Below are 23194 nucleotides of genomic sequence, written 5' to 3' on the forward strand. Positions count from 1 at the left end.
TCTATAAAAATCCTATATCGAGCACAAAACCTATATTGAGCACAAAACCTATATCGTGCATAAAACCTATATCATGCACAAATCTTCCGGTATCTTATCGTTTCCCGGTTTATGAAACATATCGATTATTTCATGTAAATCATATCCCAGTACTGAAGAGCGGGAACGGTAAATGTAATATATTTTCCATTTTTGTCCGTACCTTTTTCATGACTTAAAGAAAGGCTTTCACAATCTGAAAAATCCGGAGAGGCAAGGTATACAGAGGAAATCTCCCGCTCGGTATAAAACTTTACTTTCAGATCCTTCTGTATTTCCGGCTCTTTTTTCTTTCCCTTTTCATCCACCCACCGATTATCATTGTTTCGAAGATTAATCAGATGGAGAATTTGATATTCCGAGTCTTCTTTGGGATAAGTCCAGATGGTAAAACTTTTTCCATCGGCACTGGTAGGGGTATCGTTTATTTCCACTTTATTTTCTATCGGATATTGTCCGTCTCGGAGAAGATTTTCATAAGCGACGGAAAAATCATACATTCTTACAATCGATTTTTGAAGTGTATCACTCATCAGAATTTTGTCATCCGGGTAATAGGCGGTATGCAGCATGTGGTTTCCATTCCCCAGTTCGAGACGCCCTCCGCCGGAAGCAAAACTGACGGAATCCATAAGGAGAACCGCTGCATCATTCATGAATTCTTCTTTGCTGTCCACATTGATATAGGCCTTTACGGTGAGAGATTTGCCGACGCCGTCAAAGGAATAGGCTTTGCTGTCTTCCCGGCTTCGCTCCACCTCTCGAAGGATTGCGTGGTAAGTATTGAAAAGTTCTCCGTCACGAGCTGCATCCCAGGGCCAGAATTCGGCATAAAGCACATCGGTATGACTGGTATTCGCCTGTTCGTTTCCCTGTGCTCCAACCGGGTTGAAGGAGAGGTATTTCTTTCCCAAGGCTTTTTTTGCGTTGTTCAGAAAGCTGCGGTAAGTATCTTTGACAAGGTAAATCGCTGTACCGTCTTCCGTATAACCCAAGGGCTCCCCGTCGGCACCCGTCATTTCTCCGAACTCTCCTATGGTATCGCCGTGCCATCCGTCAAAACCAAGTGCATCAAGAGCTCTGTTTTCCTCTGCAAAGATATAATTTTGCCATTCGGGATGCAGAGGATTCACAAAATAAAGATGCCCGTCTCCGGAGGGAGAGTCTCCCATAGTGAAGAGGAAGGGCCCCTTTCCCTTAGGATTCCCTTCTTTGAAGAAAAGCTGCCATTGGCAGGGCGGGGTAGGGTTTCCGTTTGCATCTTTAAAGAAACTGTCGGTACCGGCATAAATCATATTGTAAGCCATACTTACCATATTTTTTTCTTTTGCGGCTGCAATATAGCGGCTAAGTGTCTCATGACTGATTTTCCTTCCGGCCCAGTCTGTCCAGTCGGAGAGATTTTCGGCAGTCATTCCTTCCGGGAGCGGTTCGTGATGAAGGTGATGCCAGTCATAGTATTCAATCGCATTGATGTGGTAACGATTCATCTGCTGGATGAGCTCTTCCGAATGAATGGAAGATTCATAATCGCAGAGATAGCCGTAACGCGGAAATTTAACCCAGGAGGAGGAAACGTCAATGGCGGTTGTATCTGTGGCAAGTTCCTTCCCTTCTTCATCCTTTACAATCACTTTTACAAGATATCCGGTATAGTCCTTCTGCGGTGTAACAAAACTGATTTTAGGATTGATAAATTCATTTTTTTGCAGAACCGTTTCTTCTTTGGAAACCGGGACTTCGTTATGAAATAAAAGGGTTTCTAATTGCAGTATTTCGCCGTTATACCCTGTAATCTCCAAAGAACAAGGCAATGTAACGGTATCTCCGGGGGAATACCTGGCTTTATCGCTTCCATTAAGGTGAAAGCGGAGAGAAGTAGTATTTTCTGCTTGCATTTTATTTACCTCCTTGCATCCGGTCAGCATAAGACCTGTTAAAAAAACGAATATCATAAAAAACAGGATATTTTTTTCATTTCTGAAGCCTCTTCATTTCTTTTCGGTATTGATCCCGATATTCTTTCGGAGTCATTCCGTTTACCTTCAGGAATAAATCCGTAAAGGCCCGCAATTTGGGAAAACCGCTTCTTTCCGCAATTTCTGTAATGGAAAGGCCGGTGGACTTTAAGAGGAAGACAGCATGACTTAAGCGAATAGAGGACAAATAATATTTGAAATTTCGCCCCGTTTCGCGATAAAAAAGCTTTGAAAAATAGGTGGCGGTAAAACCGAAGTGGGACGCCACATCCTTCAGCTGAATATTTTCCCGGTAGTGGACGTTGACATAGTCCGTGTATTGCGATCCGCTCTTTGCGAAAAGCGCTTCTTCGGTATCGGCATTTTCCTTTTCCGCTTCTTTCTCCGAGAGGAGGAGTGTAAAGATGGATAAAACACAGCTGTTCATTCCGATAATTCTGTTTGAAGCGGTGGAAAGGGAATAGAGATACAGCTTGTACAAGAGTTGCCAGATTTCGGCCTTATGCGGGGCATAATCTTTTTCGGTAAAAAGCAGAACTTGCTTTATATCCTGCTTTTCAAAATACATGCGGATATATTCCTCGGGAATTAAAACGGCAAATCCAAGGTAATCCTCACTTACTTCGAAAGAAGTATGAACGACATTGGGATTGATTAAAACAAATTCCTCCGACTCTATGTAACTGACTTTATTTTCTATATGATTTTCCAGCCTTCCGTTTATGCAGACATTAAATTCGTAACTGCTATGCCAGTGAGGAAGCGGGTGACTGGTTGGGCTTTTCTTTTCTTCTTCAATGAGTTGTGAATGAAAGACCTTACAAAAGCAGTTGATTTCCGGAATGACCTGTTCGTATTCAATTAATCCCATTTCTCATTTCTCCGAAAATAGAACTTCAATAAATATAAGCGATATGATAGCACTATAGGTCGATATGCACAAGGAAAAAGGAGTATAAAACTAAAAAATATAAAAAACGCACAAACAAGACAAAAAAAAGGCATTGCTTAAGATAAGGAGAAAAAGCAAAATAAAAATAAAAAAGTATTCATTTATAAAAAGGAGGAGAAATGAAAAAGAAAGTTTTAGCAAGTATTATGGCAACGCTTGTTGCGACGACTGCACTCTTTGGCTGTGGAAGCACTTCTACCGATTCGGGAAAGAGTGAGACATCTTCTCTTCAGGAAAAAGCGGATGGAGAGGAGCAGAAAGCATCAGAAGAGGGGATTGCCTACAATGGAGAAGAAGCAACCGTGACCTATTGGCATACGCACTCGGATGCGGAAGAAGAAGTTTTAACGGAACAGATTATTCCCGAATTTGAAAAGCGTTATCCCAAAATCCATATTGATGCGGTCAGAATGCCCTATGACGGCTTGATGCAGCAAATCATTACCGGTATCTCCGGCAATACCGGACCGGATTTAATGAGAATGGATATTATCTGGGTGCCGGAACTCGCCAAGATGGGAGCACTGGAACCGGTAGACGATTTGGAGGGCTTTAAGGAGATGAAGGATAAGCTCTTTGAAGGACCGCTGAAGACCAATTATTATAACGGGAAGTATTACGGTCTTCCGTTAAATACCAACTGCCTTTCCGGTACCTGGAGTAAAGCAGTGATGGAGCAGTTGGGCTTAAAGGATTTTCCGAAGACTTATGACGAGGTTGTGGCTCTTAAGGATAAGCTGAACAAAGACCAGTATCTGATTGCCTGTGAAGGTCCGAACCCGTGGTCCATGGCGCCGCTGTTTAATTCTCTGGGCGGTGTGTATACCAATGAAGATTATACGAAAGCTTCCGGCTATTTAGACGGGGAAGCAAGTATCAAAGCGATGGAAACCATTGTGAAATGGTACGACGAGGGAATTATTGGACCCTGTATGAACGGAGGGAAGCCGGATGCGGCAAACGGACTGTATGACGGACAGTATCTCTTCTCTTATCAGGGACCATGGTTCTATGCGAATGACGATGAAGAGCAGATTGCAAAGGTTCAGGGAGGACTTCTTCCGGCAGGCAGTGCAGGTTCTCTTACGGTAAATGGCGGGGAAGACCTGGTTATTTTTAACGGCAGCAAAGTCAAGGATGCTGCATGGGTATTTGCGCAGTTCTTGATGAGTGATTACGCACAAACCGCACAAGCTGTAGGCGGAGGACATCTGGTTCCGACGGTTAAATCGGTTGCGGAAAGCGAAGAAGTAAAAAACACACCGTATATGGACATTTATTTGAAGCAGTTGGAAGGTGCCGTACCCAGAACGCCGACACCGGTTTGGGAAAAGATGTCCGACAAGTTGACAGTTGCTTTTACCAGTTGCTTATTGCATGAGGATGAGCCGGCGTCCGCTTTAAAGAAGGCGGCAACGGAAATTGATGCACTTCTTCAGGATGCGGATAAATAATTGAACTTAGTGAAATAGCGGGGAATTTTCGAACAAAGCTTTTGCTTGTAACGAGAGATTGGTCTAAAGTGCCGGATACCTCGTTTTCAGAAAAATCTCCGCTATTTTTGTTTCATAACGAGTATCGTGTACAAAGTGTGCGATATCTCGTTTAAAAGTTCTTAGACAGGAGAAGTAGGGAAATGGGAGAACAGTCATTTTCAAGACGATTTAAAAAAGGGATCAGAGAGTGGATTTCGGTTATTCCGTTTTTATTGATTGGAACCGTGCTTTTTATTTTGTTTGTCCTCTACCCGCAAATCAAAAATATCTATATATCCTTCACCAATTACAGCATTATGCCCGGAGCAAAAAACGAGTTTGTGGGTTTGGCCAATTACAGGAAAATCTTTACAGATATCCATGTAAAAGGGTCCGATGCCTACTTTTTCTGGATGGCATTTCGAAACAATATCCTTGCCATCCTGATTACCGTACCCGGACAGCTAATTTTAGGACTCTTGGTTGCGGTCTTCATCCATAATCTGCGCTTTGGGAAAAATATCTACAAAATTTTACTTTATATCGCTGTTATTTGTGACTGGGTTGTTTTCTGTAATATTGTAGATTATATCTTTCAGCCCGATAACGGGAGCCTTGTCAATTATATTTTGACGAGCATCGGGATTCTGAAGCAGCCGGTTTCCTGGCTGAAAAATACCTGGACGGCAAATTTTGTCATTTGGTTCTGTTCCATTTGGAAGGGATTCGGTTGGGTTATGATTATCTACACGGCCGGTCTCCAGGGAATTCCTATGGACCGTTATGAGGCTGCCAAGGTGGATGGTGCGAACAATGTACAGATGTTTTGGTATATTACGGTTCCCGGTTTGAAAGCCACCACTTTTTATTTGCTGATTAATCTGATTAACGGTGCGATGAACATTTTTATCCAGGTATTTCTGCTAACAAAGGGAGATCCGATAGGCACAACCGATGTGGTTATGGACTATGTGTATCGACGTGCGTTTAATTACTTTGAATTCGGTTATGCCGCATCCTGTGGCTTAGTGATGGGAGGCGTTGTTTTCATCCTGTCCATGTTTTTAAAGAAGTATCTGCGCTACGGTCAGGATGAGTAAGGAGGATAAAAATGAAAAAGAAACAGACAATGGAACAGCTCTTGGTTCATATCCTTCTGATTTTGATCTGTGCAATCAGCTTACTGCCATTCTTATCCATGGTATCCACATCCTTTATGAAGGTTAAGGGCGTACTTCCCAATGAACCGATTATTCTTCCGAAGCTTCCGCTTTATACTAAAAATTATGTGAAGGTCTGGTTCTCCGGTCATTTTCAAACATACTTTTTAAACACGGTGATTGTCACGGCCGGAGGCGTATTCATTAATCTGTTTGTTTCGGTAACCATGGCCTATTCCTTTGCCAAGTTTAAATTTCCGGGAAAGGAATTTTTGTTCAATATCCTGTTATTAACCATGATGATCCCTGCTCAGCTGGCGATGATTTCTCAATACACGGTGCTGAACGGTCTGCACCTCATCGATGATTATAAGGGAATATGGTTACTTTGGGGCGGAACCTGCGCGGCCGGCAGTACCTTTTTTTACAGAGGATTTTTTGAAGCCATACCGAGAGAACTGGAAGAGTCCATGTATCTTGACGGTGCATCAAGGCTGCAAACTTTACTGCATTGCATTATCCCCCTAAGTAAGCCGGCTATTGCAACCCAGGTTGTCTTTGCGCTAAACGGTTATTGGTCCAATCTCTTTGATATTCTTACCTTTACAAAATCCATGAATAAGAGGACCTTATCGGTGGCTTTGCAACTCTTTAGAGGGCAACACACGACGGAGTTTGGACGCCTGTTTGCGGCAAGCACCATCGTGATTCTACCCAATATACTGCTGTTTATCCTTTTCCAAAAACAGTTTATTAAGCAGGGCCTGACCGAGGGCGCAGTGAAAGAATAGAAAAGAAAGAATAGAAAAGAAAGAATGGATAATGGAAGGATGAGAACAGACCATGAAGTGGGAAAGTAGAGAAATAGAGATGGACATAGAAAAAGAGAATAGCTATGGAATCGGGGCTGTCTATTTGGGAAAGGCTGTGAAGGGATTTTCTGAGCGGGAAAATGCAGCAGACCGGGAGAAGGCCGTACACTTTGAGACTTTTTACAGTGCAGGCGGAAGAGCGACTCTTTCCAAGACGGAAGCCGAGATGCTGTGGGACAAAAGCAATCTTTACGTGAAAGTAACTTGCTATGAAAATAGCCCGAGAGTTCTACGGCTTAAGGATGGAAATACTCGAGAATCGGAATGGATGAAGAGGAAAGATAAAGTAGAGCTTGTCCTTTCCGGAAAGCGGTTCGGGCAGAGGGACTATGCCGTTTTTACGGCAGACTCGGATGGAAGGCAGGATGCTCATACAGAAAAGGGAATGACTTATCACGGTGGGGATCAGGCTATTTTAAATGATGATTTTCAGGAAAAAAATGAGGCTGAAATAGGCAAAATTCCGGATTCCGCCTATCAGCTTGGGCTTGAGGTTAGAGAAGATTCCTGGACAGCTTCCTTTGCAATCCCCTGGACGCTATTCGGTGGGATACCGGATGAGAAGGATTGCTTCCGTTTTCAAATCTACAGAAAGAAAAATCAGACCAATGAGCTTTTGGCTTTAACGCCCTTGGATTTGAATTCCAATTATGAGAATAAATTTGACTATGACCCGGAAACATTCCTGGAGTGTTATTTTGGAGAGAAGGCGAGTGTAGAGTACGTCAAGTGTGCCTGCATTATCCTTCCCAGCGGAATTATGCACTGGCAGAGGCCGGCAGTGTTGCAATGGCCAAGTTCCCTTAGCAGGAAGAAGATTTTGGATTTGCAAAAAACGGAGGAAGAAACGACAGAGGAGAATCTTGCGGACCGTATCGTTACGGTACAGTGTTGGCAGGATGTTCTGATTTTGGAGGGGCTGGACTTTTTCCCCAATGCTCGTTGTGAAAATGCCTTCGATAAAGTTGATCCTTGGGTACAAAGAAGGCTGTGCAACGAAGCCCTACGGAAAAAGGAGATTCAGGAGGCATGCAAAGCGCTGGATAAGTTGATTTCTTACCTTCGAACCTTGACCTCCTGGTGGTATGCGGACGGCACGCTGGGGAATGCGGATGAAGGGAATTGGAAGTCTTTTTCTTCATTAGAGAGTGTTGAAGCGGGAGAAGATAGGGTTACCCTTTCCTTTCTTATGGAGGGAGAGCTGAAAAAAGCTTACCTTATTCCACAGAAAAAAGCGGTACGGTTTTATCTTGAAAAAAAGGGCGATTTTGAGGGAGTGCCGGTACCTTTTAAATTGGAAAGGGAGAAAGATTGCTTTCGAATCAGCGGTTCTTCCGGTGAAGTGACTATTGTACCGGGGAAGAAATGGGAAATTTCCATTGAGGATAAGTTTTTATTAAATCAAGAAAATCTTCGACTATATAGAACTAAGGGGAGAATGGCCTTCGACCTTCGACAAAGCATGCATCCCGAAGAAATGCTCTACGGCTTTGGAGAGCGTTTTGACGCGGTGAACCAGAGCGGAAAGATACTGAGTCTCTGGCATAGAGATGCCTTTGAAGGATGTGGCTGCTCTATTGGAAATCAGTCTTACAAGAATATTCCTTTGCTCCATTCTACAGCCGGATACTCCCTTTTTATGAACAGCTTTTATCGCATTCGAGTGGACAGCGGAAGAGAATATCATGGCTTAAGAGTTTCTACCATGGGAGAGAAAACGGACTTCACGATATTTACCGGAAGCCCTGCAGAAAATATGAATGCCTATACGGAGCTTACCGGGAAGCCGCTCCTTCCGCCGGAATGGGTTTTTGAGCCCTGGGCAGGCGGCGGAGTAGGCAGATGGGGAGATGGCCCCACGCATGATGTGGTAAAGGAAATGGAAGGGGTTATTAACCGCTTCCAAAATCTGGATATCCCTCATTCCGGCTTGTATGCGGAAGGCGCAGGATGGAAGTTTGGAGACCACTATAATAAGGAAGAGTTATATCAGATTGCTGACTTTGCTCATCAGCGGGGAATCCGTGTATTTTCGTGGCAGTTTTCTCATATCGGAGAGGAGGAAGCTGCTGCGTATTTACCGAACTGTCCGAGGGAAGAGCTGCCGATTACCAGGACGCCCTTCTATACAGGAAGTAAAAAACTCCCGTCGGAAATTGATTTCTCTCACCCGCGTGCTATGGAGCTTTTGGAAGCGGAGTGGAAAGACAGGATGGATGCGGGCTTTGACGGAACAATGGTGGACTTCGGAGAAATCACACCGGATGAAGCAGTATTTTATGACGGCCGTAAGGGCGATGAAATGCATAATGCCTATGCAACGGCGTATACGGAAGCCTATCGAAAGCTGTTTTTGAAGTATCGAGGAGAAGATCATGTTCTTTTCTCCCGGTCTGCTGCAGCGGGAACCCAAAGCTATGCCTGTCAATTTGGCGGAGATCAGTTATCCGGATTCAGAGGCCTTACTTATTCTATTCATGGAGGACTGAGCGCCGGAGCCTCCGGTCTTCCATTCTGGGGTGTGGACGCGGGCGGATATGACGGACTTTGTGATGAGGAAAGCTACATTCGATGGACTGAATTTGCTACATTTTGCCCGATTATGCGCTATCACGGAACACAGCCTAGAGAGCCTTGGGTTTATAGCGACTATACGGTAAGGCTTTATAAACATTACGCTTGGCTGAGAGAGAATCTTTTACCTTATAGTGTTCAGACGGCTCAGCTAGCACACCGCGATGGAATGCCCATGATGCAATCGCTTCCTATGGCTTTCCCCGGGGATAAGAAAGCGATAGCCGTTGAGGATGAATATATGTATGGGAAATCCCTTTTGGTGGCACCTGTCCATGAGGAAAAAGAGGAACGGGAGATTTATTTTCCAAAAGGAAAATGGATCAACTTCTTTGATTTTCGAGAGATTGTGCAGGGGGGAAAGAGTAATGTAAAAAAAGTGCCTATTGAGAAGATTCCGGTATATATTAAGGAAGGCTCTTTCATTCCCTTAGAGCTAAACGGAGACTTGAATCTTGGAGAAAGTATGAGTGCCGAAAGGAAAAAAGTACTCCTTGTAGCCCTTCCTGAAGCGGAGAGTCATACAAGCGAGGAGGATTCCGCTTTGCCTTATTTCTTCCGGAAAAAAGAGGGAGATTGGGAGATTGTTATGCATAAAATGAAAGAGTTTTCTTATCTCCTTCTTCCCGGTTTGGCCGATTTCTTGAAAGAGAAGGAGGCAAAAAAGAATTGTTGCGAAATTCGACTGAACGGAGAACCCTTAAAGAAGCTTCCTTCCGTAAATGCCCTCCGCTATGAGGCGGGATTCTTCCTTAGAGAAGACGGAGCTCTCGTAATTCGACTTATGCCGGAAGAGGATATTGTCATTACGGTTTCGTAAAACGATAAAGTAAAGCGATGGCGAAAGCTGTCGCTTTTTTTGAAGTGTACTTCTCTGCTCAAACAGTTTAGATTTCACAGACTTTAGTTTTCACAGACTTTTCACAATAAATTAGCACTCATCACTTGACAGTGCTAACAATACGTTTATAATAGACTTATCTTAGAGAAAAAGTGAGGTAGTGAGTATGAATATAAATCGTTTTACACAAAAGTCGGTAGAGAGTATCAATAACAGCCAGAAGATTGCGATGGATCACGGGAATCAGGCACTGGAGCAGGTGCATTTGCTCTTAAGCCTTCTTCAAGTGGAGGACAGCCTGATTGCGAAGCTTCTACAGAAAATGGGTATTCCGCTGGATAGCTTTACAAGAGCGGTGGAAGAGAAAATCAATGCACTTCCCAAGGTTTCCGGAGGCCAGCAGTACTTTTCCCAGGACGCGAATAAGGTCGTCATGAATGCGGAGGATCACGCGAAAGCCATGGGAGACGAGTATGTGTCCGTAGAGCATATTTTCCTTGCCCTTCTAAAGGACGGAGATAAGACGATTCGGGAGCTGTTTAAAGAGTTCGGCATCACCAAGGAGAAGTTCCTTTCTGCGCTCTCCTCCGTTCGGGGAAATCAGAAGGTTATGACGGATAACCCGGAAGGCACTTATGATGCCTTAAACAAATACGGATATGAAATGGTGGAGCGGGCAAGTCAGCAGAAGTTCGACCCGATTATCGGTCGGGATGAAGAAATCCGAAACATTATCCGAATCCTCTCCCGAAAGCAGAAGAATAACCCCTGTTTAATCGGAGAACCCGGTGTCGGAAAGACGGCAGCAGTAGAGGGGCTCGCACAGCGAATTGCAAAAGGCGATGTGCCCGAATCTTTGAAGAATAAGAAAATCTTTGCGCTCGATATGGGCTCTCTCATTGCCGGTGCAAAGTACAGAGGAGAATTTGAAGAAAGACTGAAGGCAGTTCTGGATGATGTCACAAAGTCCGAAGGCGAGATTATCCTCTTTATCGATGAAATTCACAATATCGTCGGCGCAGGAAAAACCGAGGGTTCCATGGACGCCGGAAATCTGTTGAAGCCGCTTCTTGCCAGAGGCGAGCTGCACTGTATCGGTGCGACAACCCTCGATGAATATAGAAAATACATTGAAAAGGATGCCGCTCTTGAACGTCGTTTCCAGCCGGTTATGGTGGACGAGCCGACGGTGGAAGATACCATTTCCATCTTAAGAGGTATAAAGGAGCGCTATGAAGTCTTCCACGGCGTAAAAATCACGGATACCGCACTCGTTGCGGCGGCGACGCTTTCCGACCGTTACATCTCCGACCGTTTCCTTCCGGATAAGGCAATAGACCTTGTGGATGAGGCCTGTGCCATGATTAAGACGGAAATGGATTCCATGCCGGAAGAAATGGACGAGCAGCAGAGAAAGATTATGCAGCTGCAGATTGAAGAGCTTGCGCTGAAAAAAGAGGACGACCAGCTTTCGAAGGAAAGACTCGTAGCTCTGCAAAAGGAGCTTTCCGAGCTTCGGGATAAGTTCAATGTCCAAAAGGCGCAGTGGGAAAATGAGAAAAATGCCGTTTCCAAACTGCAGACTTTAAGAGAAAAGAAGAACGATTTGCAGGCGGAAATCAATATTGCAATGCAAAAGGGAGAGTACGAGAAGGCTTCCAAGCTGCAGTATCAGGATTTGCCCCAAGTCGAAAAGGAACTGGAAGAGGCGGAAGCCTTAGCGCAAAAGGAAGAAAACAGTACGCTTGTGCATGATAAGGTAACAGAGGAAGAAATTGCGAGAATCATCAGCCGTTGGACGGGCATTCCCGTAACAAAGCTGAATGAATCCGAGCGTTCGAAGGTATTGCACCTTGACGCCGAAATCCACAAGAGACTCATCGGACAGGAAGAAGCGGTAGAGAAGGTTTGCGAAGCCATTCTTCGTTCGAAGGCGGGTATAAAGGATCCTACGAAGCCGATCGGCTCCTTCCTCTTCTTAGGGCCTACCGGTGTAGGAAAGACCGAGCTTGCGAAGTCCCTTGCGCAGAATCTTTTCGATGATGAAAATGCCATGGTCAGAATCGATATGTCGGAGTACATGGAGAAATATTCCGTATCCCGTCTTATCGGTGCGGCTCCCGGCTATGTAGGCTACGAAGAGGGCGGACAGCTTACGGAAGCGGTAAGAAGAAAGCCCTATGCCGTTGTGCTTTTCGATGAAATCGAGAAAGCCCACCCCGATGTCTTCAACATTCTATTACAGGTGTTGGATGACGGACGAATCACGGATTCCCAGGGCAGGACGGTAGACTTTAAGAATACCATTATTATCCTGACCTCGAATATCGGGGCACAGAGTCTTCTGGACGGCATCAAAGAAGACGGTACGATTCCGGAAGAGGTACGGAAAGAGGTTACAGATGCCTTGCATGCCCACTTCAGACCGGAGTTCCTGAACCGTCTGGATGAGATTATCCTCTTTAAGCCGCTTGTGCAGAAGGATATGGAGCGAATTGCTGATCTTGTTTTAAAGGACATCAATAAGCGTTTACAGGATAAGAGACTGCACATCGAGATTGCGAAAGATGCCTTGGAGTTCATTTTGGAAAATGCCTATGAGCCGGGCTTTGGAGCAAGACCCTTGAAGCGTTACATGCAAAAACACGTGGAAACCCTTGCCGCAAAGTGCATCTTGGAAGACAAGGTAAAAGAAGGCGATAAAATTGAAATTCTACTTAAAAATGGAGAACTGCACGCAGAGGTCAAGTCTTAAGACTTGACCTCTTTTTTAAAATTCTCCTATTTTCTCTTAATGTTTATATTTTTAAATAAAAATTTTTATGTTAGAATACCAAGCTGTAGCCGATAAACGTAAATTCACAAAAAGGAGAAGAAAATGAAAGCAAAACGAAATTTGCTGGCGTTACTGCTTTCCGTGGTGATGCTTTGGCAGGGATTTTCCGTGGTTAATGCGGAAGATGCCTCCACTGCTTCGGGAAGTACAGTTTCCTTATCTTCTTCCGCGGTAGGGGGAGAGAGTAGAGCTGCAGCAAAGGAAATTCCTGATGCTGTGCGGAGCGTGGAAATGACGCTGGATAACAAGCCTGTTGATGCGAATACGAAGATTTATTATTTTACCCAGTTTGCATTAAAGGTGAAGCTGGCGCTTTCCGGGAAGGCGGTAAGTGAGGGAGACTATACCGTCATTCAACTTCCGGATGCCTTGGAAGCGGCCGAGAACGAAGATGTTCCAATCAAAAACGATGACGGACTCGTTATGGCGAATGCACATTTTGACAGAGGCACCAAGCGGATTACCATCACGTACACCAAAAATGCCGAAAACTACAGCGGATCGGATGGAAGCTTCACCTTCCTGGTTCAGATTGACCGGTCTGTAGTGCAAACCAAGCAGCGCGTTCCCGTTAATATTACGATTAACGGTAAGGTTGTTGCTTCGGTAGATATGGATTACCAGGGGGTAACGAAGGATGCGGAGCCCAGCTTCTGGAAGAATCACGGTGGAAAGATTGAAACCTACGAGGATGCCGACGGGCTTACCCACTACTTACTTCACTTTTATATTCAAGTGAATGGAAGAAAGCTTACAACAGACGGAGTCGTTTCCGAAAAATACACGAATATTAAGCTTTATGACAAGCTGATCAGCGAAGTGTTCAACTATGTGGATCCGAGCGATCCTACCCGTTCCATGAACTGGAAAAATGCTTCGGATGCGGATCAATTTTATCCGAGGCTCGTAAGAGGCGTTTGGAGATCGGGCTATCGTGACAGCAATTATGTTTTCCACACGGCAACGGATGACACGGAAGCCAATCGGGGACCGAAGTGGGCTCTCATGAACCCGCAGAATAACAATCAACCTGCAGGAGGAGAAAGGGTTTCCTTACATTATGCTCCCGATAAGAGATCCTTTGACTATACCGTAGGAGATATGGGTCTGGGAGAAGGCATAGAGTTACAGTATTTCGTGGAAATCGGTGAGGTTCCGCAGGACGGCACTACCTATTACAATGATGCTTCCATTACCGGGGACAGCATCAGAATGGGAACGCACCATAGAGAGTTTGCCGTACAGAAAGCCGGTGGAACGTTGAACGGTAAGGGCTTCACCCTTCGAATTAAGAAGGAAAATGAAGATAGACAGCCTCTTTCCGGAGCGAAATTCACCATCGAAAATACCAGAACCAAAATCAAGAAAGAAGTCACTACCGATGTAAACGGAATTGCAGAATTAAAGAATGTCGTTCGGGAAGAGTATGTGATCAAAGAGGTCAAGGCACCGGACGGGTATGTTCTGGATGAGAACGAGCAGTACATTACCAAAGAGGACTTGAAGACCTCTATCACGGATGGTGCTACGGTAACCAAGGTATTTGTCAATAAAAAAGAGGGCGAGGATAAGCCCGCAAGCGGCAATATTGTTATTCAAAAGAAATGGATTCTCGGAGGATCATCCGTACAGAAGCCGAACAAGGTAAAGGTTTATCTTCTGGAAAACGGCGTAAAGAATGAAAACAAGGTACAGGAGCTTTCCGAAGAGAATCACTGGACGGCATCTTTCTCGAATCTTCCGAAGAAGGATTCTGCGGGTGCGGATATTCGCTATACTGTAGCGGAGGAAGATCTTTCCGACTTTACTCCGGCAATTTCCGGAACAGAAGATACAGGATTCACCATCACAAACTATACCGGAGACCGTGTGGCTATCCCTGTGACGAAAATCTGGAAGGGAAGCGGAGAACATCCGCAGGGCCTGACCGTACAGCTCTATGCGGACGATGTGCGTGTTTCTTCCGCCTACTTAACGGCGCAGAACGGATGGCAGTATACCTTTGATATGCCGAAGTATAATGATGCCGGAAAGGAAATCAAATATACGGTAACAGAGGAGAATTTATCCGGTTATACAGCAAGCAGAGCCGATAAAGAAAAAAACGGCTACAAGAACGTCTTTGTAAATACGAAGGAAAATCCGAATACACCGGGTGGTGGCGGCAATACACCGAACACACCGGGTGGTGGTGGAAATAGACCGAATACACCGGGCGGTGGCGGCAATACGCCCGGAACGCCCTCCGGCAATACGCCGAGAAATCCGTCCAATCCGCCTTCCAACACTCCGGAAGAACCGGGTAGTGTACTTGGTGCGGACCGTCCTTCAGTAGGAAATCAAACGGTGAACACGGAAAGAGAGGGGGCCGTTCTCGGAGAAAACAGGCCGGAAGTAAAGGGCAGTGGACGTGGCGCTACAAAGACTGCCGATCAGTCTGCAATGAAGCTCTACGGTATTCTGTTTGCACTGAGTGTACTCTCCTTAGGGAGCCTTTCTTTTAAGAATTTTATTTTTAAAAAGAGAGAATTTTAAGCTTTGGCATAAGTCGTATAGTTCAATAAACTGTAGTAGAGTATAGACAGTATAAAATGAATTTATGCAAAATATTCAAATTGTAAAAGATATTTGCAGATAAAAGTATGCAAAATGCCAAAAATAGTTTTAAAAATGCTTGACCTTTATATTTTAATAGAGTAGAATACAGTTGTCTGAACGAGAAGTTCAGCACTAAAATTAGCGAACAGGTTTAATCGACCCTTACTACTCTATACAGCAGGAAGCCCGACGGAAACGCCGGGTTTTTTGCTGTAAAAAAATAGAATTTTAAAATGGATAGTATCATGATTTTAAATAAATAATGAAAATTATTTAATATATCAATTAGCCAAAAAGTAAGTTGATTTTATATACTGGAGAAGTTGAGCTATTTTATGAATTGCTGAAAAAATTCCTATTCACGGTCAGAAATAGGAGAGGCAGGAAGGAGATTTTATGGAATCTATTATTACTTATCATGCAAAAGAGGTAAGCCCGCACGCGGTATTAAAGAATGCGGAGGAGCTTTATGCCGGCGGATTTTTCTGTTGTGAGGCAGTGATGAAAGCTATTCGCGATGCATTTCAGGCGGATGTACCCGAGTCTGTTATTGCGATGTCCTCCGGTATGTCTATCGGAGCAGGTCGTTCCGGCTGTATGTGCGGTGCATTAAACGGAGGAATTCTTGCCCTTGGTATGTTCTTCGGAAGAACGACACCGGACGGCCCGAAGGATCCGAAAGTGAATGCCCTTATGGCACTTTCCAAGGAACTTCACGACTGGTTTAGAGAGGCAAATGCAAAGCATGCCGCTTGCTGCCGTGTTCTTACCAGAGGCTTTGAAATGGCGGAAGGAGAGCACAAGAAGCAGTGTATCGCCTTTACCGGGCTTTGCGCAGGAAAGGTTGCCGAGATTCTTTGCCGAGAGCTGGGTGTTAAAAATGTGGATTCGGAGCCGATTCAAGGCTTGGAAGCACCCTTCCTTCCCCCTGTACACGAAGAAAAAGCAGTATAAGGAGCTGTCATAAAAATGGAAAAAATTAAAAAGATCCCGTTTGCCTTCTCGGGCGTGATGCTCGGTATGGCGGCACTCGGTAATTTGTTACAAAGTTATGGAGAAGGCATCCGTTTGGTTTTCGGCTGCGTTGCCTTTGTGATTCTAATCCTCCTTCTCTTGAAGCTCATTCTTTTCCCGAATGCGGTAAAGGAAGAACTTTCCACTCCCATCGGGGCGGGCGTTTTTGCGACCTTTCCCATGGCCTTGATGCTGTTTTCCGTATATGTGAAGTCCTTTATTCCGGGAATCTCTTTCCCGCTTTGGGTTTTTGCGAATGCAATCCACATTGTGTTGATTCTCTACTTTACGAAGACTTATATCCTTCATTTCGAAGAGAAAAACGTGCATACCGTATGGTATATCGTTTATGTCGGGATTGTTGTGGCATCCCTGACCACACCGGCATATAAGACCTTCGCTTACGGGCAGGCTGCTTTTTATTTCGGTTTCGTTGCTTTACTGATTTTACTTTGCGTAGTTACCAAGCGTTATGCGAAGCTTCCCGTGCCGGATCCTGCAAAGCCTCTGATGATGATTTATGCTGCGCCGATGGCACTCTGCACGGCAGGCTATATTCAGGCTTTTCCGGAGAAGAATAAGAGCTTTGTCCTGTTCTTACTGGTGGCAACTTCCGTGATTTACCTGTTTGCCCTCTTTAAGAGCGTACAGTTCCTGCGCTTCCCCTTCTATCCGAGCTATGCAGCTTTCACCTTCCCCTTCGTGATTTCCGCGATTGCGACGAAGCAGTGCTTTGTGGTACTGACAAAGATGGGGATGAATGTCGCCTTTTTACAGCCCGTGGTTTTAGTGGAGACGATTATTGCGGCAGTATTTACGATTTATGCCTGCTTACGGTATTTCCAGTTTATCCTTGCGGAGAAGTAGGAGAACGGCGCTTCGCCGTTGCCAGTGCTAAACTGCTTTAGGTTTATAAAAGAAATAGAATACGCCCCAAAGAAAAAGTGCCCAGACGGGCACTTTTTTGTTCATAATTACTTCCGTTTTTAAAACTACTTTGAATACTTTGCTTTTATTCGTAAGAAAAGGTTTTATATAAAATTTACACATATAGAAGCGAAATCCTTTGTTATAAATATAGGTTTTATATAAAACCTATTATCAAATCAAATGAAAATTGCTATAGTTGAGAAGTAGGGAGGTATGACATCATGAAGAAATCAAAGAAGGGATTCTTCCTATTTATGGCACCGGCTTTAGTTGCTTTTACTTTGGTCCAATTGATTCCTACGGTGATGGGAATTGGTTACTCTTTTACAGATTGGAATGGGATCAGCAAAGCTAAGCATTTTGTAGGGGTGCAGAATTATATAACAATACTGACAAGCGATTTGTCGTTTAGAAATGCATTTATTTTTACCTTTTTATTTTCTGTGTGTGCGGTTATTTCAGTAAATCTGATTGGCTTTGTCTTGGCTACACTGGTTACACAAAGAATAAAAGGTGTAAATTTTTTACGTGGAATCTTTTTTATGCCAAACTTGATTGGCGGAATTTTACTGGGATTTACTTGGCAGTTTATATTTGTGCAGGTTTTTGAAGCAATAGGGAAAAAACTGGGTATTTTGTGGCTTAGGGGATGGCTTACAGATCAGCGAACCGGATTTTTGGGATTACTGATTGTTGTGACCTGGCAATTATCGGGATACATGATGATGATTTATATTGCGCAGTTGCAGAACATTCCTGAAGATGTATTGGAAGCTGCAGAACTGGATAATGCAGTAGGTTGGAATAGAATGCGCTATATTATCCTACCTCTTATGATGCCTGCCTTTACGATTGGATTATTTTTATCCATTTCAAACGCCTTTAAACTTTTTGACCAGAATCTTTCTTTGACAGGTGGAGGTCCGGTTAACAGCACGCAGATGCTTGCGCTGAATATTTATACTACGGCTTTTGGAGAGAATAGATTCGGCCTCGCCCAAGCAAAGGCTGTAATTTTCATGATTGTGGTAATGGCCATTTCGGTTATTCAACTTTCCATTACGAAGAGAAGGGAGGTTGAAGCATAATGAAAAGTAAGCGGGTAATAAAGCGACTTTCTATCATGGCAGTAGGTTTTGTCTTGGCACTACTGTTTGTATCTCCCGTATTTATTCTTGTTAATAGCTCCTTTAAGTCGTTGCAGGATATCTATATAAATGTTCTTGCTTTACCGAAACAACTCTCTTTTCAGAATTATACTAAGGCTTTTAAAGAGATGGATTATGTAAAAGCATTTATGAATTCTTTTGCAATAACGTGTATTTCTACGGCTTTGATTATTTTAATTTCTTCCATGGCGGCATGGGTGCTTGTACGGTATAAGACAAGAACCAGCAAAATTCTGTTCCTTATGTTTGCAGCAGTCCAGTTGATTCCGTTTCAATGTGTCATGCTTCCGCTTGTGGATATTATGAGTAAATTGCATCTGATGAACAGGCCCGGTCTGGTTTTTATGTATATGGGTTTTGGATGTGCCATGTCCATCATTTTATTTCACGGGTTTATTAAAAACATTCCGATAGAGTTGGAGGAAGCGGCAATTATAGATGGATGCAATATGGTACAGACTTTTATCAATATTGTCTTACCACTGTTGAAAGGAATAATTGCCACTGTGGCGGTAATCAACGTGATGTGGATTTGGAATGATTTTCTTCTTCCTTCCCTTGTTATTAATAAGAATGGCATGCAGACACTGCCGCTTCGTACTTATCTCTTCTTTGGACAATTTACAAAGAAATGGGATCTTGCCACTGCGTCATTAATGCTATGCATGATTCCGATTGTGCTGTTCTACCTTAGCTGCCAAAAGTATATTGTGAAGGGAATTACGGCCGGAGTAGGAAAGTAAATCTACTATTTTGAAGGAAAGAGAAGGATTAGAATTTCAAGAAAAATCATAAATTTAACACAAGTCATTATAGAAGACTTTTGTCTTGTAAAGAACTTGTGTCAAGATAGTTTTTCAATTATAAGGAGGAAAAGATGGTGAAGAAAAAAGAGATGGCTGTACTTCTCGTTGCGGCAATTACACTTGGCATGATGAGCGGGTGTGGAAGTAAAACCGGTGCAGGAAGTGCTGAAGGGGACACAGTAACGATTAATTTGTATCAGAATAAGTCGGAAATTGCGGATCCTTTACAGAAGGTAGCTGACGCATACACGAAAGAGCATCCTAATGTAAAAATAAATGTAGAGAGCATTCAGGGGAATGACTATAATACAAACTTAAAAGCAAAGCTCATGGGAAATAATGCCGTTGATATTTTTGCATTGGGTGACAATATTACAAACATGATGGATTATGTAGAAGATCTAAGCGCAGAACCGTGGGTGAAAAATGCAGTAGATGGAAGTATTGATGATGTGACTGTTGACGGAAAGGTATATGGGCTTCCTGTCAGTGTGGAAGGTTATGGATTGGTATACAATAAGGAAATATTTAAAGATGCCGGAATTGATGCATCAACCCTTACCAGTTACGATGCAATCGACAAGGCTTTTGCCGACTTACAGGAGCAGATTGATAGTGGAAAACTGAAGGATAAGTATCCACAACTTGAAGCGGTAGAAGATTATGCAGCAAAAGAGACCTGGATTCCCGGGCTTCATACTTTGAATGTTCCTTTGTCTTGCGAATATAAAAGTGCAACAGAACTAAGAAATTCCGATGAACTGGGATTAAAATATGCAGATTCTTTAAAGGCATTGCTGGATCTTGAGACAAAATATACTCCGTCAAGAAATGATTTGTCGAAGCTGAATGCAGTGGATTATTCTACAGAAATCGGTGGAGGCCTTGCTATTGAGCGAATTGCGGTTGTACAGCAGGGAAACTGGATTGGACCGGAATTAAAAGGGATTGATGAGAAAACTGCGAATAAGATGGGGATGCTTCCTATTCCGACAAAGGGTGTAAAAGAAGACTGTATTTCCGTCGGAATTTCCATTCACTGGTGTGTAAATAAGCAGTCTGACGAAAAAGTAAAAGTAGCAGCAAAGGATTTCTTGAATTGGCTGTTTCAGTCAGATGAAGGGAAGCAACTGGTTGTGAATGAATTGGGATTTGTTCCGGCATTTAAGAATTATGAGGGAATAGAGATTTCCGATCCCCTTTCGCAAGAGGTAAAGAGATATATTGATGCCGGAAAAACAACTTCATGGGTAATGGGCGGCTTTCCTTCCGGGTTTGAGCCTAAAGCAGCAGCAGATTTTCAAGGCTATTTTAGCGGAGAATATAGTTTTGACGATATGATTTCTCACTTAAAGGCCGATTTTAAGGAATTAAAGAAATCATAGTAAAACAAAAAGAGACAAGAAAAAGCGGAATGTAAATGAAATGAGAAAGACAGGCACTCATAACTTGAGTGCCTGATGGTATACATATGGAAAAATATAGGCCTAAATTTCACTTTTCGGCAGAAAAATATATTATTAATGATCCGAATGGGTTGGTGTATTATGAAGGAGAATATCACCTGTTTCATCAATATAACATACAGGAGGAAATCTACTGGGGACATGCGGTGAGTAGAGATCTCATTCATTGGAAGAGACTTGCCAATGCCATTGCACCGGATGAACATGGACAAATATGGTCGGGAAGTGCTGTTGTAGATGAAGAAAATCACAGGCTGGCTGCTTTTTTTACTTACTGTGAGCGGGGAACAGAAAAGCAAAGCCAGGGCTTGGCTTTTAGCTATGATAAAGGACGAAGCTGGGAAAAATATGAGAAGAATCCGGTTCTTACAGAGGAGAGAAAAGATTTTCGAGATCCTAAAGTTTTTCGCTATAAAGATAAATGGGTGATGGTTGTTACCGGAGGGGATTGTGTCCTTCTTTATGAGTCTAAAGACCTGATTCATTGGAAACAGATATCTTCTTTTAGCGGGACTGAGTCAGACCATGTCGGTACGTGGGAATGCCCGGATCTTTTTCCGTTAAAAGTACAGGACTCCGAAGAAAAAAATGGATTCTTATCATCAGTGTAAATAACGGCTCTCCTGCAGGTGGTACCGGAATGAAGTATTTTATCGGAGAGTTTGATGGAATCAGTTTTAGACCGGATGAGGAAAAGCAGGAAGGGCATTGGCTGGACTACGGGAAGGACTTTTATGCGGGTGTAAGTTGGAATAATCTTCCGGATGACAGAAGGTTGATGATTGCCTGGGCTGATAATTGGCAGTATCGAGATTTCTTACCGACCAGTCCCTTTAAAGGACAGATGTCCTCTATAAGGGAATTAAAATTGAAAAAAAGAGGAAGCAAATTTTATCTGACGCAGATTCCGATAGAAGAGATGTGTGCACTTCGGAAAAATAAGCAAGAAATGCATAAAATGAAAATGGGAGCGGGAGAAGAATGGACACTTAAGGATTGCTCGGAGGCATTGGATTTGGAGCTTTATTATCCTACAAACAAAATGGGCGCTTCCTCGTTTGGAATCAGAGCAGTAACAGGACAGGGCAAACAATTGGAGATTCTTTTTTCAAAGGAGGAACGTTCCTGCACTGTAGATAGAATGAATACAGGACTAAATCCCCATGAAAATTTTCCTGGGAAATATAAAGCGAAAGTTGACTTTGAAAAAGAATATCTAAATCTAAGATTGATTCTGGATGTTTCGCAGTCAGAACTCTTTATAAATGATGGAGAACTGGTTTTTTCCAATCTTATTTTTCCGGAAGAACCTTATCAACTTAAGCTTTTTGCTGAAGGTGGAGACTTGGAAATTGAGAGAAGTGCAATTTATGAATTGACCGGAGATGTAATTAACTAGACTGATTTCGTCACATAATGACTTCAATTAAGCGAAGAAAAAGCGTGAAGGATACAGAATGATGATTATAAGAGAGATTGCCGAGCAGGCAGATGTAAGTATGACCACTGTCTATAATGTTTTACATGGCAATGTAAAGAAAGTATCAAAAGAGAATACAAAAAAGATTCAAAAACTTTTGGATGAATACCATTATGTTCCCAAATTAGGGCTTCGTGCTTTGAAGAATAACAGCTCCAAAATCATCGGAGTTGTTATTCATTCTTCGCGTTATTATGAGAATTCTGCTATTTCAGACACATTTTACAGCCATATCATTGGCGCAATGGAAGAAATGCTTCGTAAAGCCGGATATTATATGATGCTATATGCAGCGCAAAACTTAGAAGAGATTTTTCATATGGCATTGGCGTGGAATGTAGACGGACTCATAGCCATTACTTTCACCTACAGGGACTATATAAAGCTGAAAACGCTGGTAAATAAACCGATTGTTGCTATTGATCTGATTAATAAAGAAAATTCGGATTATGTCAATGTGGGACTGCAGGATAAAAAAGGTGGCTATATTATGACGAAATATCTTCTGGAAAAAGGATACGAGTCAATTTATGTATGTGCTCGGAAGAATATAGGCGTTGATCACGAGCGTTGGTTGGGCTATAGAGAGGCGTGGAAAGAAGCGGGAAAAGAATTTCTTTCAAATGATTTTCTTTGTCTTTATGAAACAGAACAAAGGAGAAATGAAAATTATAAAATGATGAGTAGGTTTGCAGGAAAAAAAACCGCATTCTTCTTTCTGGCGGATGCATTTGCAGTAGAAGCGATGCATTATTTTCATGATTTGGGAATCAAAATACCGGAAGACATCGGCATTGCAGGTTTTGACGGCAATATTTTAGGAAAATATTGTTATCCGAGATTAACGACTGTCTATCAGGATGTATCAGAGAAAGGAAGAATGGCAGTAAAATTAATGATCGATCTTTTGGAGAAGCGATTGTTAGACGGACTGGATGTAAGCCGCCCGGTAACACTGATTCCGGGTCATTCAACATGAGAAAGCCATCAACACGTTTTGTCC

15 protein-coding genes and 1 pseudogene are annotated in these 23194 nt (G+C 43.2%); 14 read left to right on the top strand and 2 right to left on the bottom strand.

The annotated features are described in order from the left end of the window. Positions 1–125 precede the first annotated feature (125 nt). Entirely contained in the window at positions 126–1937 is a 1812-nt protein-coding gene (locus tag HMPREF9124_RS00750) for a glycoside hydrolase family 66 protein (RefSeq protein ID WP_009428750.1), read from the bottom strand. Positions 1938–2013: 76 nt separating this feature from the next. Further along, the gene (locus tag HMPREF9124_RS00755; RefSeq protein WP_009428511.1) at positions 2014–2889 is read right to left on the bottom strand and encodes an AraC family transcriptional regulator; all 876 of its coding nucleotides are present in this window, start codon (positions 2887–2889) and stop codon (positions 2014–2016) included. Positions 2890–3089: 200 nt separating this feature from the next. On the opposite strand from HMPREF9124_RS00755, the gene HMPREF9124_RS00760 reads away from it, so the two are divergent. The 14 genes and pseudogenes from HMPREF9124_RS00760 to HMPREF9124_RS00820 all read left to right on the top strand — a co-directional run bounded on the left by HMPREF9124_RS00760 (position 3090) and on the right by HMPREF9124_RS00820 (position 23170). Beyond that, on the top strand, positions 3090–4424 hold the full coding sequence (locus HMPREF9124_RS00760) for an extracellular solute-binding protein (protein ID WP_009428829.1): 1335 nt from the start codon (positions 3090–3092) through the stop codon (positions 4422–4424). 182 nt (positions 4425–4606) lie between these two features. Continuing rightward, the gene (locus HMPREF9124_RS00765; protein ID WP_009428468.1) at positions 4607–5545 is read left to right on the top strand and encodes a carbohydrate ABC transporter permease; all 939 of its coding nucleotides are present in this window, start codon (positions 4607–4609) and stop codon (positions 5543–5545) included. A gap of 11 nt (positions 5546–5556) precedes the next feature. Beyond that, entirely contained in the window at positions 5557–6396 is an 840-nt protein-coding gene (locus tag HMPREF9124_RS00770) for a carbohydrate ABC transporter permease (RefSeq protein WP_009428211.1), read from the top strand. A gap of 52 nt (positions 6397–6448) precedes the next feature. Then, the gene (locus tag HMPREF9124_RS00775; RefSeq protein WP_009428103.1) at positions 6449–9871 is read left to right on the top strand and encodes a TIM-barrel domain-containing protein; all 3423 of its coding nucleotides are present in this window, start codon (positions 6449–6451) and stop codon (positions 9869–9871) included. A gap of 187 nt (positions 9872–10058) precedes the next feature. After that, positions 10059–12647 (top strand): ATP-dependent chaperone ClpB, encoded by a 2589-nt coding sequence (gene clpB / locus HMPREF9124_RS00780; RefSeq protein ID WP_009429811.1) that lies wholly within the window; start codon positions 10059–10061, stop codon positions 12645–12647. A gap of 123 nt (positions 12648–12770) precedes the next feature. Next, positions 12771–15263 carry a Cna B-type domain-containing protein gene (locus HMPREF9124_RS00785; RefSeq protein WP_009429183.1) on the top strand — a complete coding sequence of 831 codons (2493 nt, stop codon included), beginning with the start codon at positions 12771–12773 and terminating at the stop codon, positions 15261–15263. Positions 15264–15722: 459 nt separating this feature from the next. Further along, positions 15723–16280 (top strand): C-GCAxxG-C-C family protein, encoded by a 558-nt coding sequence (locus HMPREF9124_RS00790; RefSeq protein ID WP_009428496.1) that lies wholly within the window; start codon positions 15723–15725, stop codon positions 16278–16280. A 15-nt stretch (positions 16281–16295) separates the two neighbouring features. Next, entirely contained in the window at positions 16296–17207 is a 912-nt protein-coding gene (locus HMPREF9124_RS00795) for a TDT family transporter (RefSeq protein ID WP_009427810.1), read from the top strand. Between the two features lie 284 nt (positions 17208–17491). Beyond that, positions 17492–18358 (top strand): carbohydrate ABC transporter permease, encoded by an 867-nt coding sequence (locus HMPREF9124_RS00800; RefSeq protein ID WP_009428764.1) that lies wholly within the window; start codon positions 17492–17494, stop codon positions 18356–18358. Next, positions 18358–19182 (top strand): carbohydrate ABC transporter permease, encoded by an 825-nt coding sequence (locus HMPREF9124_RS00805; protein WP_009428121.1) that lies wholly within the window; start codon positions 18358–18360, stop codon positions 19180–19182. Before HMPREF9124_RS00800 ends, HMPREF9124_RS00805 begins: the two co-directional genes overlap by 1 nt. A 134-nt stretch (positions 19183–19316) precedes the next feature. After that, a complete protein-coding gene (locus HMPREF9124_RS00810; protein WP_009429126.1) occupies positions 19317–20630 on the top strand; it encodes an ABC transporter substrate-binding protein in 1314 nt (437 codons plus the stop codon). An 86-nt stretch (positions 20631–20716) separates the two neighbouring features. Next, positions 20717–21546: pseudogene (locus tag HMPREF9124_RS12075) on the top strand (glycoside hydrolase family 32 protein); the annotation flags it as partial. Positions 21547–21675: 129 nt separating this feature from the next. Further along, positions 21676–22110 (top strand): GH32 C-terminal domain-containing protein, encoded by a 435-nt coding sequence (locus HMPREF9124_RS12080; protein WP_242821596.1) that lies wholly within the window; start codon positions 21676–21678, stop codon positions 22108–22110. 58 nt (positions 22111–22168) lie between these two features. Then, complete coding sequence (locus HMPREF9124_RS00820; RefSeq protein ID WP_009427887.1) at positions 22169–23170, top strand: LacI family DNA-binding transcriptional regulator; 1002 nt, start codon at positions 22169–22171, stop codon at positions 23168–23170. Positions 23171–23194: the final 24 nt, after the last annotated feature.

Source organism: Oribacterium sp. oral taxon 108 str. F0425 (assembly GCF_000214455.1).
Taxonomy (GTDB): domain Bacteria; phylum Bacillota; class Clostridia; order Lachnospirales; family Lachnospiraceae; genus Oribacterium; species Oribacterium asaccharolyticum.

Bases quoted from the DNA above. Each gene is read 5' to 3' on its own strand.
- HMPREF9124_RS00750 (WP_009428750.1), bottom strand. From the start codon at position 1,937: ATGCAAGCAGAAAATACTACTTCTCTCCGCTTTCACCTTAATGGAAGC.
- HMPREF9124_RS00755 (WP_009428511.1), bottom strand. From the start codon at position 2,889: ATGGGATTAATTGAATACGAACAGGTCATTCCGGAAATCAACTGCTTT.
- HMPREF9124_RS00760 (WP_009428829.1), top strand. From the start codon at position 3,090: ATGAAAAAGAAAGTTTTAGCAAGTATTATGGCAACGCTTGTTGCGACG.
- HMPREF9124_RS00765 (WP_009428468.1), top strand. From the start codon at position 4,607: ATGGGAGAACAGTCATTTTCAAGACGATTTAAAAAAGGGATCAGAGAG.
- HMPREF9124_RS00770 (WP_009428211.1), top strand. From the start codon at position 5,557: ATGAAAAAGAAACAGACAATGGAACAGCTCTTGGTTCATATCCTTCTG.
- HMPREF9124_RS00775 (WP_009428103.1), top strand. From the start codon at position 6,449: ATGAAGTGGGAAAGTAGAGAAATAGAGATGGACATAGAAAAAGAGAAT.
- clpB (WP_009429811.1), top strand. From the start codon at position 10,059: ATGAATATAAATCGTTTTACACAAAAGTCGGTAGAGAGTATCAATAAC.
- HMPREF9124_RS00785 (WP_009429183.1), top strand. From the start codon at position 12,771: ATGAAAGCAAAACGAAATTTGCTGGCGTTACTGCTTTCCGTGGTGATG.
- HMPREF9124_RS00790 (WP_009428496.1), top strand. From the start codon at position 15,723: ATGGAATCTATTATTACTTATCATGCAAAAGAGGTAAGCCCGCACGCG.
- HMPREF9124_RS00795 (WP_009427810.1), top strand. From the start codon at position 16,296: ATGGAAAAAATTAAAAAGATCCCGTTTGCCTTCTCGGGCGTGATGCTC.
- HMPREF9124_RS00800 (WP_009428764.1), top strand. From the start codon at position 17,492: ATGAAGAAATCAAAGAAGGGATTCTTCCTATTTATGGCACCGGCTTTA.
- HMPREF9124_RS00805 (WP_009428121.1), top strand. From the start codon at position 18,358: ATGAAAAGTAAGCGGGTAATAAAGCGACTTTCTATCATGGCAGTAGGT.
- HMPREF9124_RS00810 (WP_009429126.1), top strand. From the start codon at position 19,317: ATGGTGAAGAAAAAAGAGATGGCTGTACTTCTCGTTGCGGCAATTACA.
- HMPREF9124_RS12080 (WP_242821596.1), top strand. From the start codon at position 21,676: ATGGGAGCGGGAGAAGAATGGACACTTAAGGATTGCTCGGAGGCATTG.
- HMPREF9124_RS00820 (WP_009427887.1), top strand. From the start codon at position 22,169: ATGATGATTATAAGAGAGATTGCCGAGCAGGCAGATGTAAGTATGACC.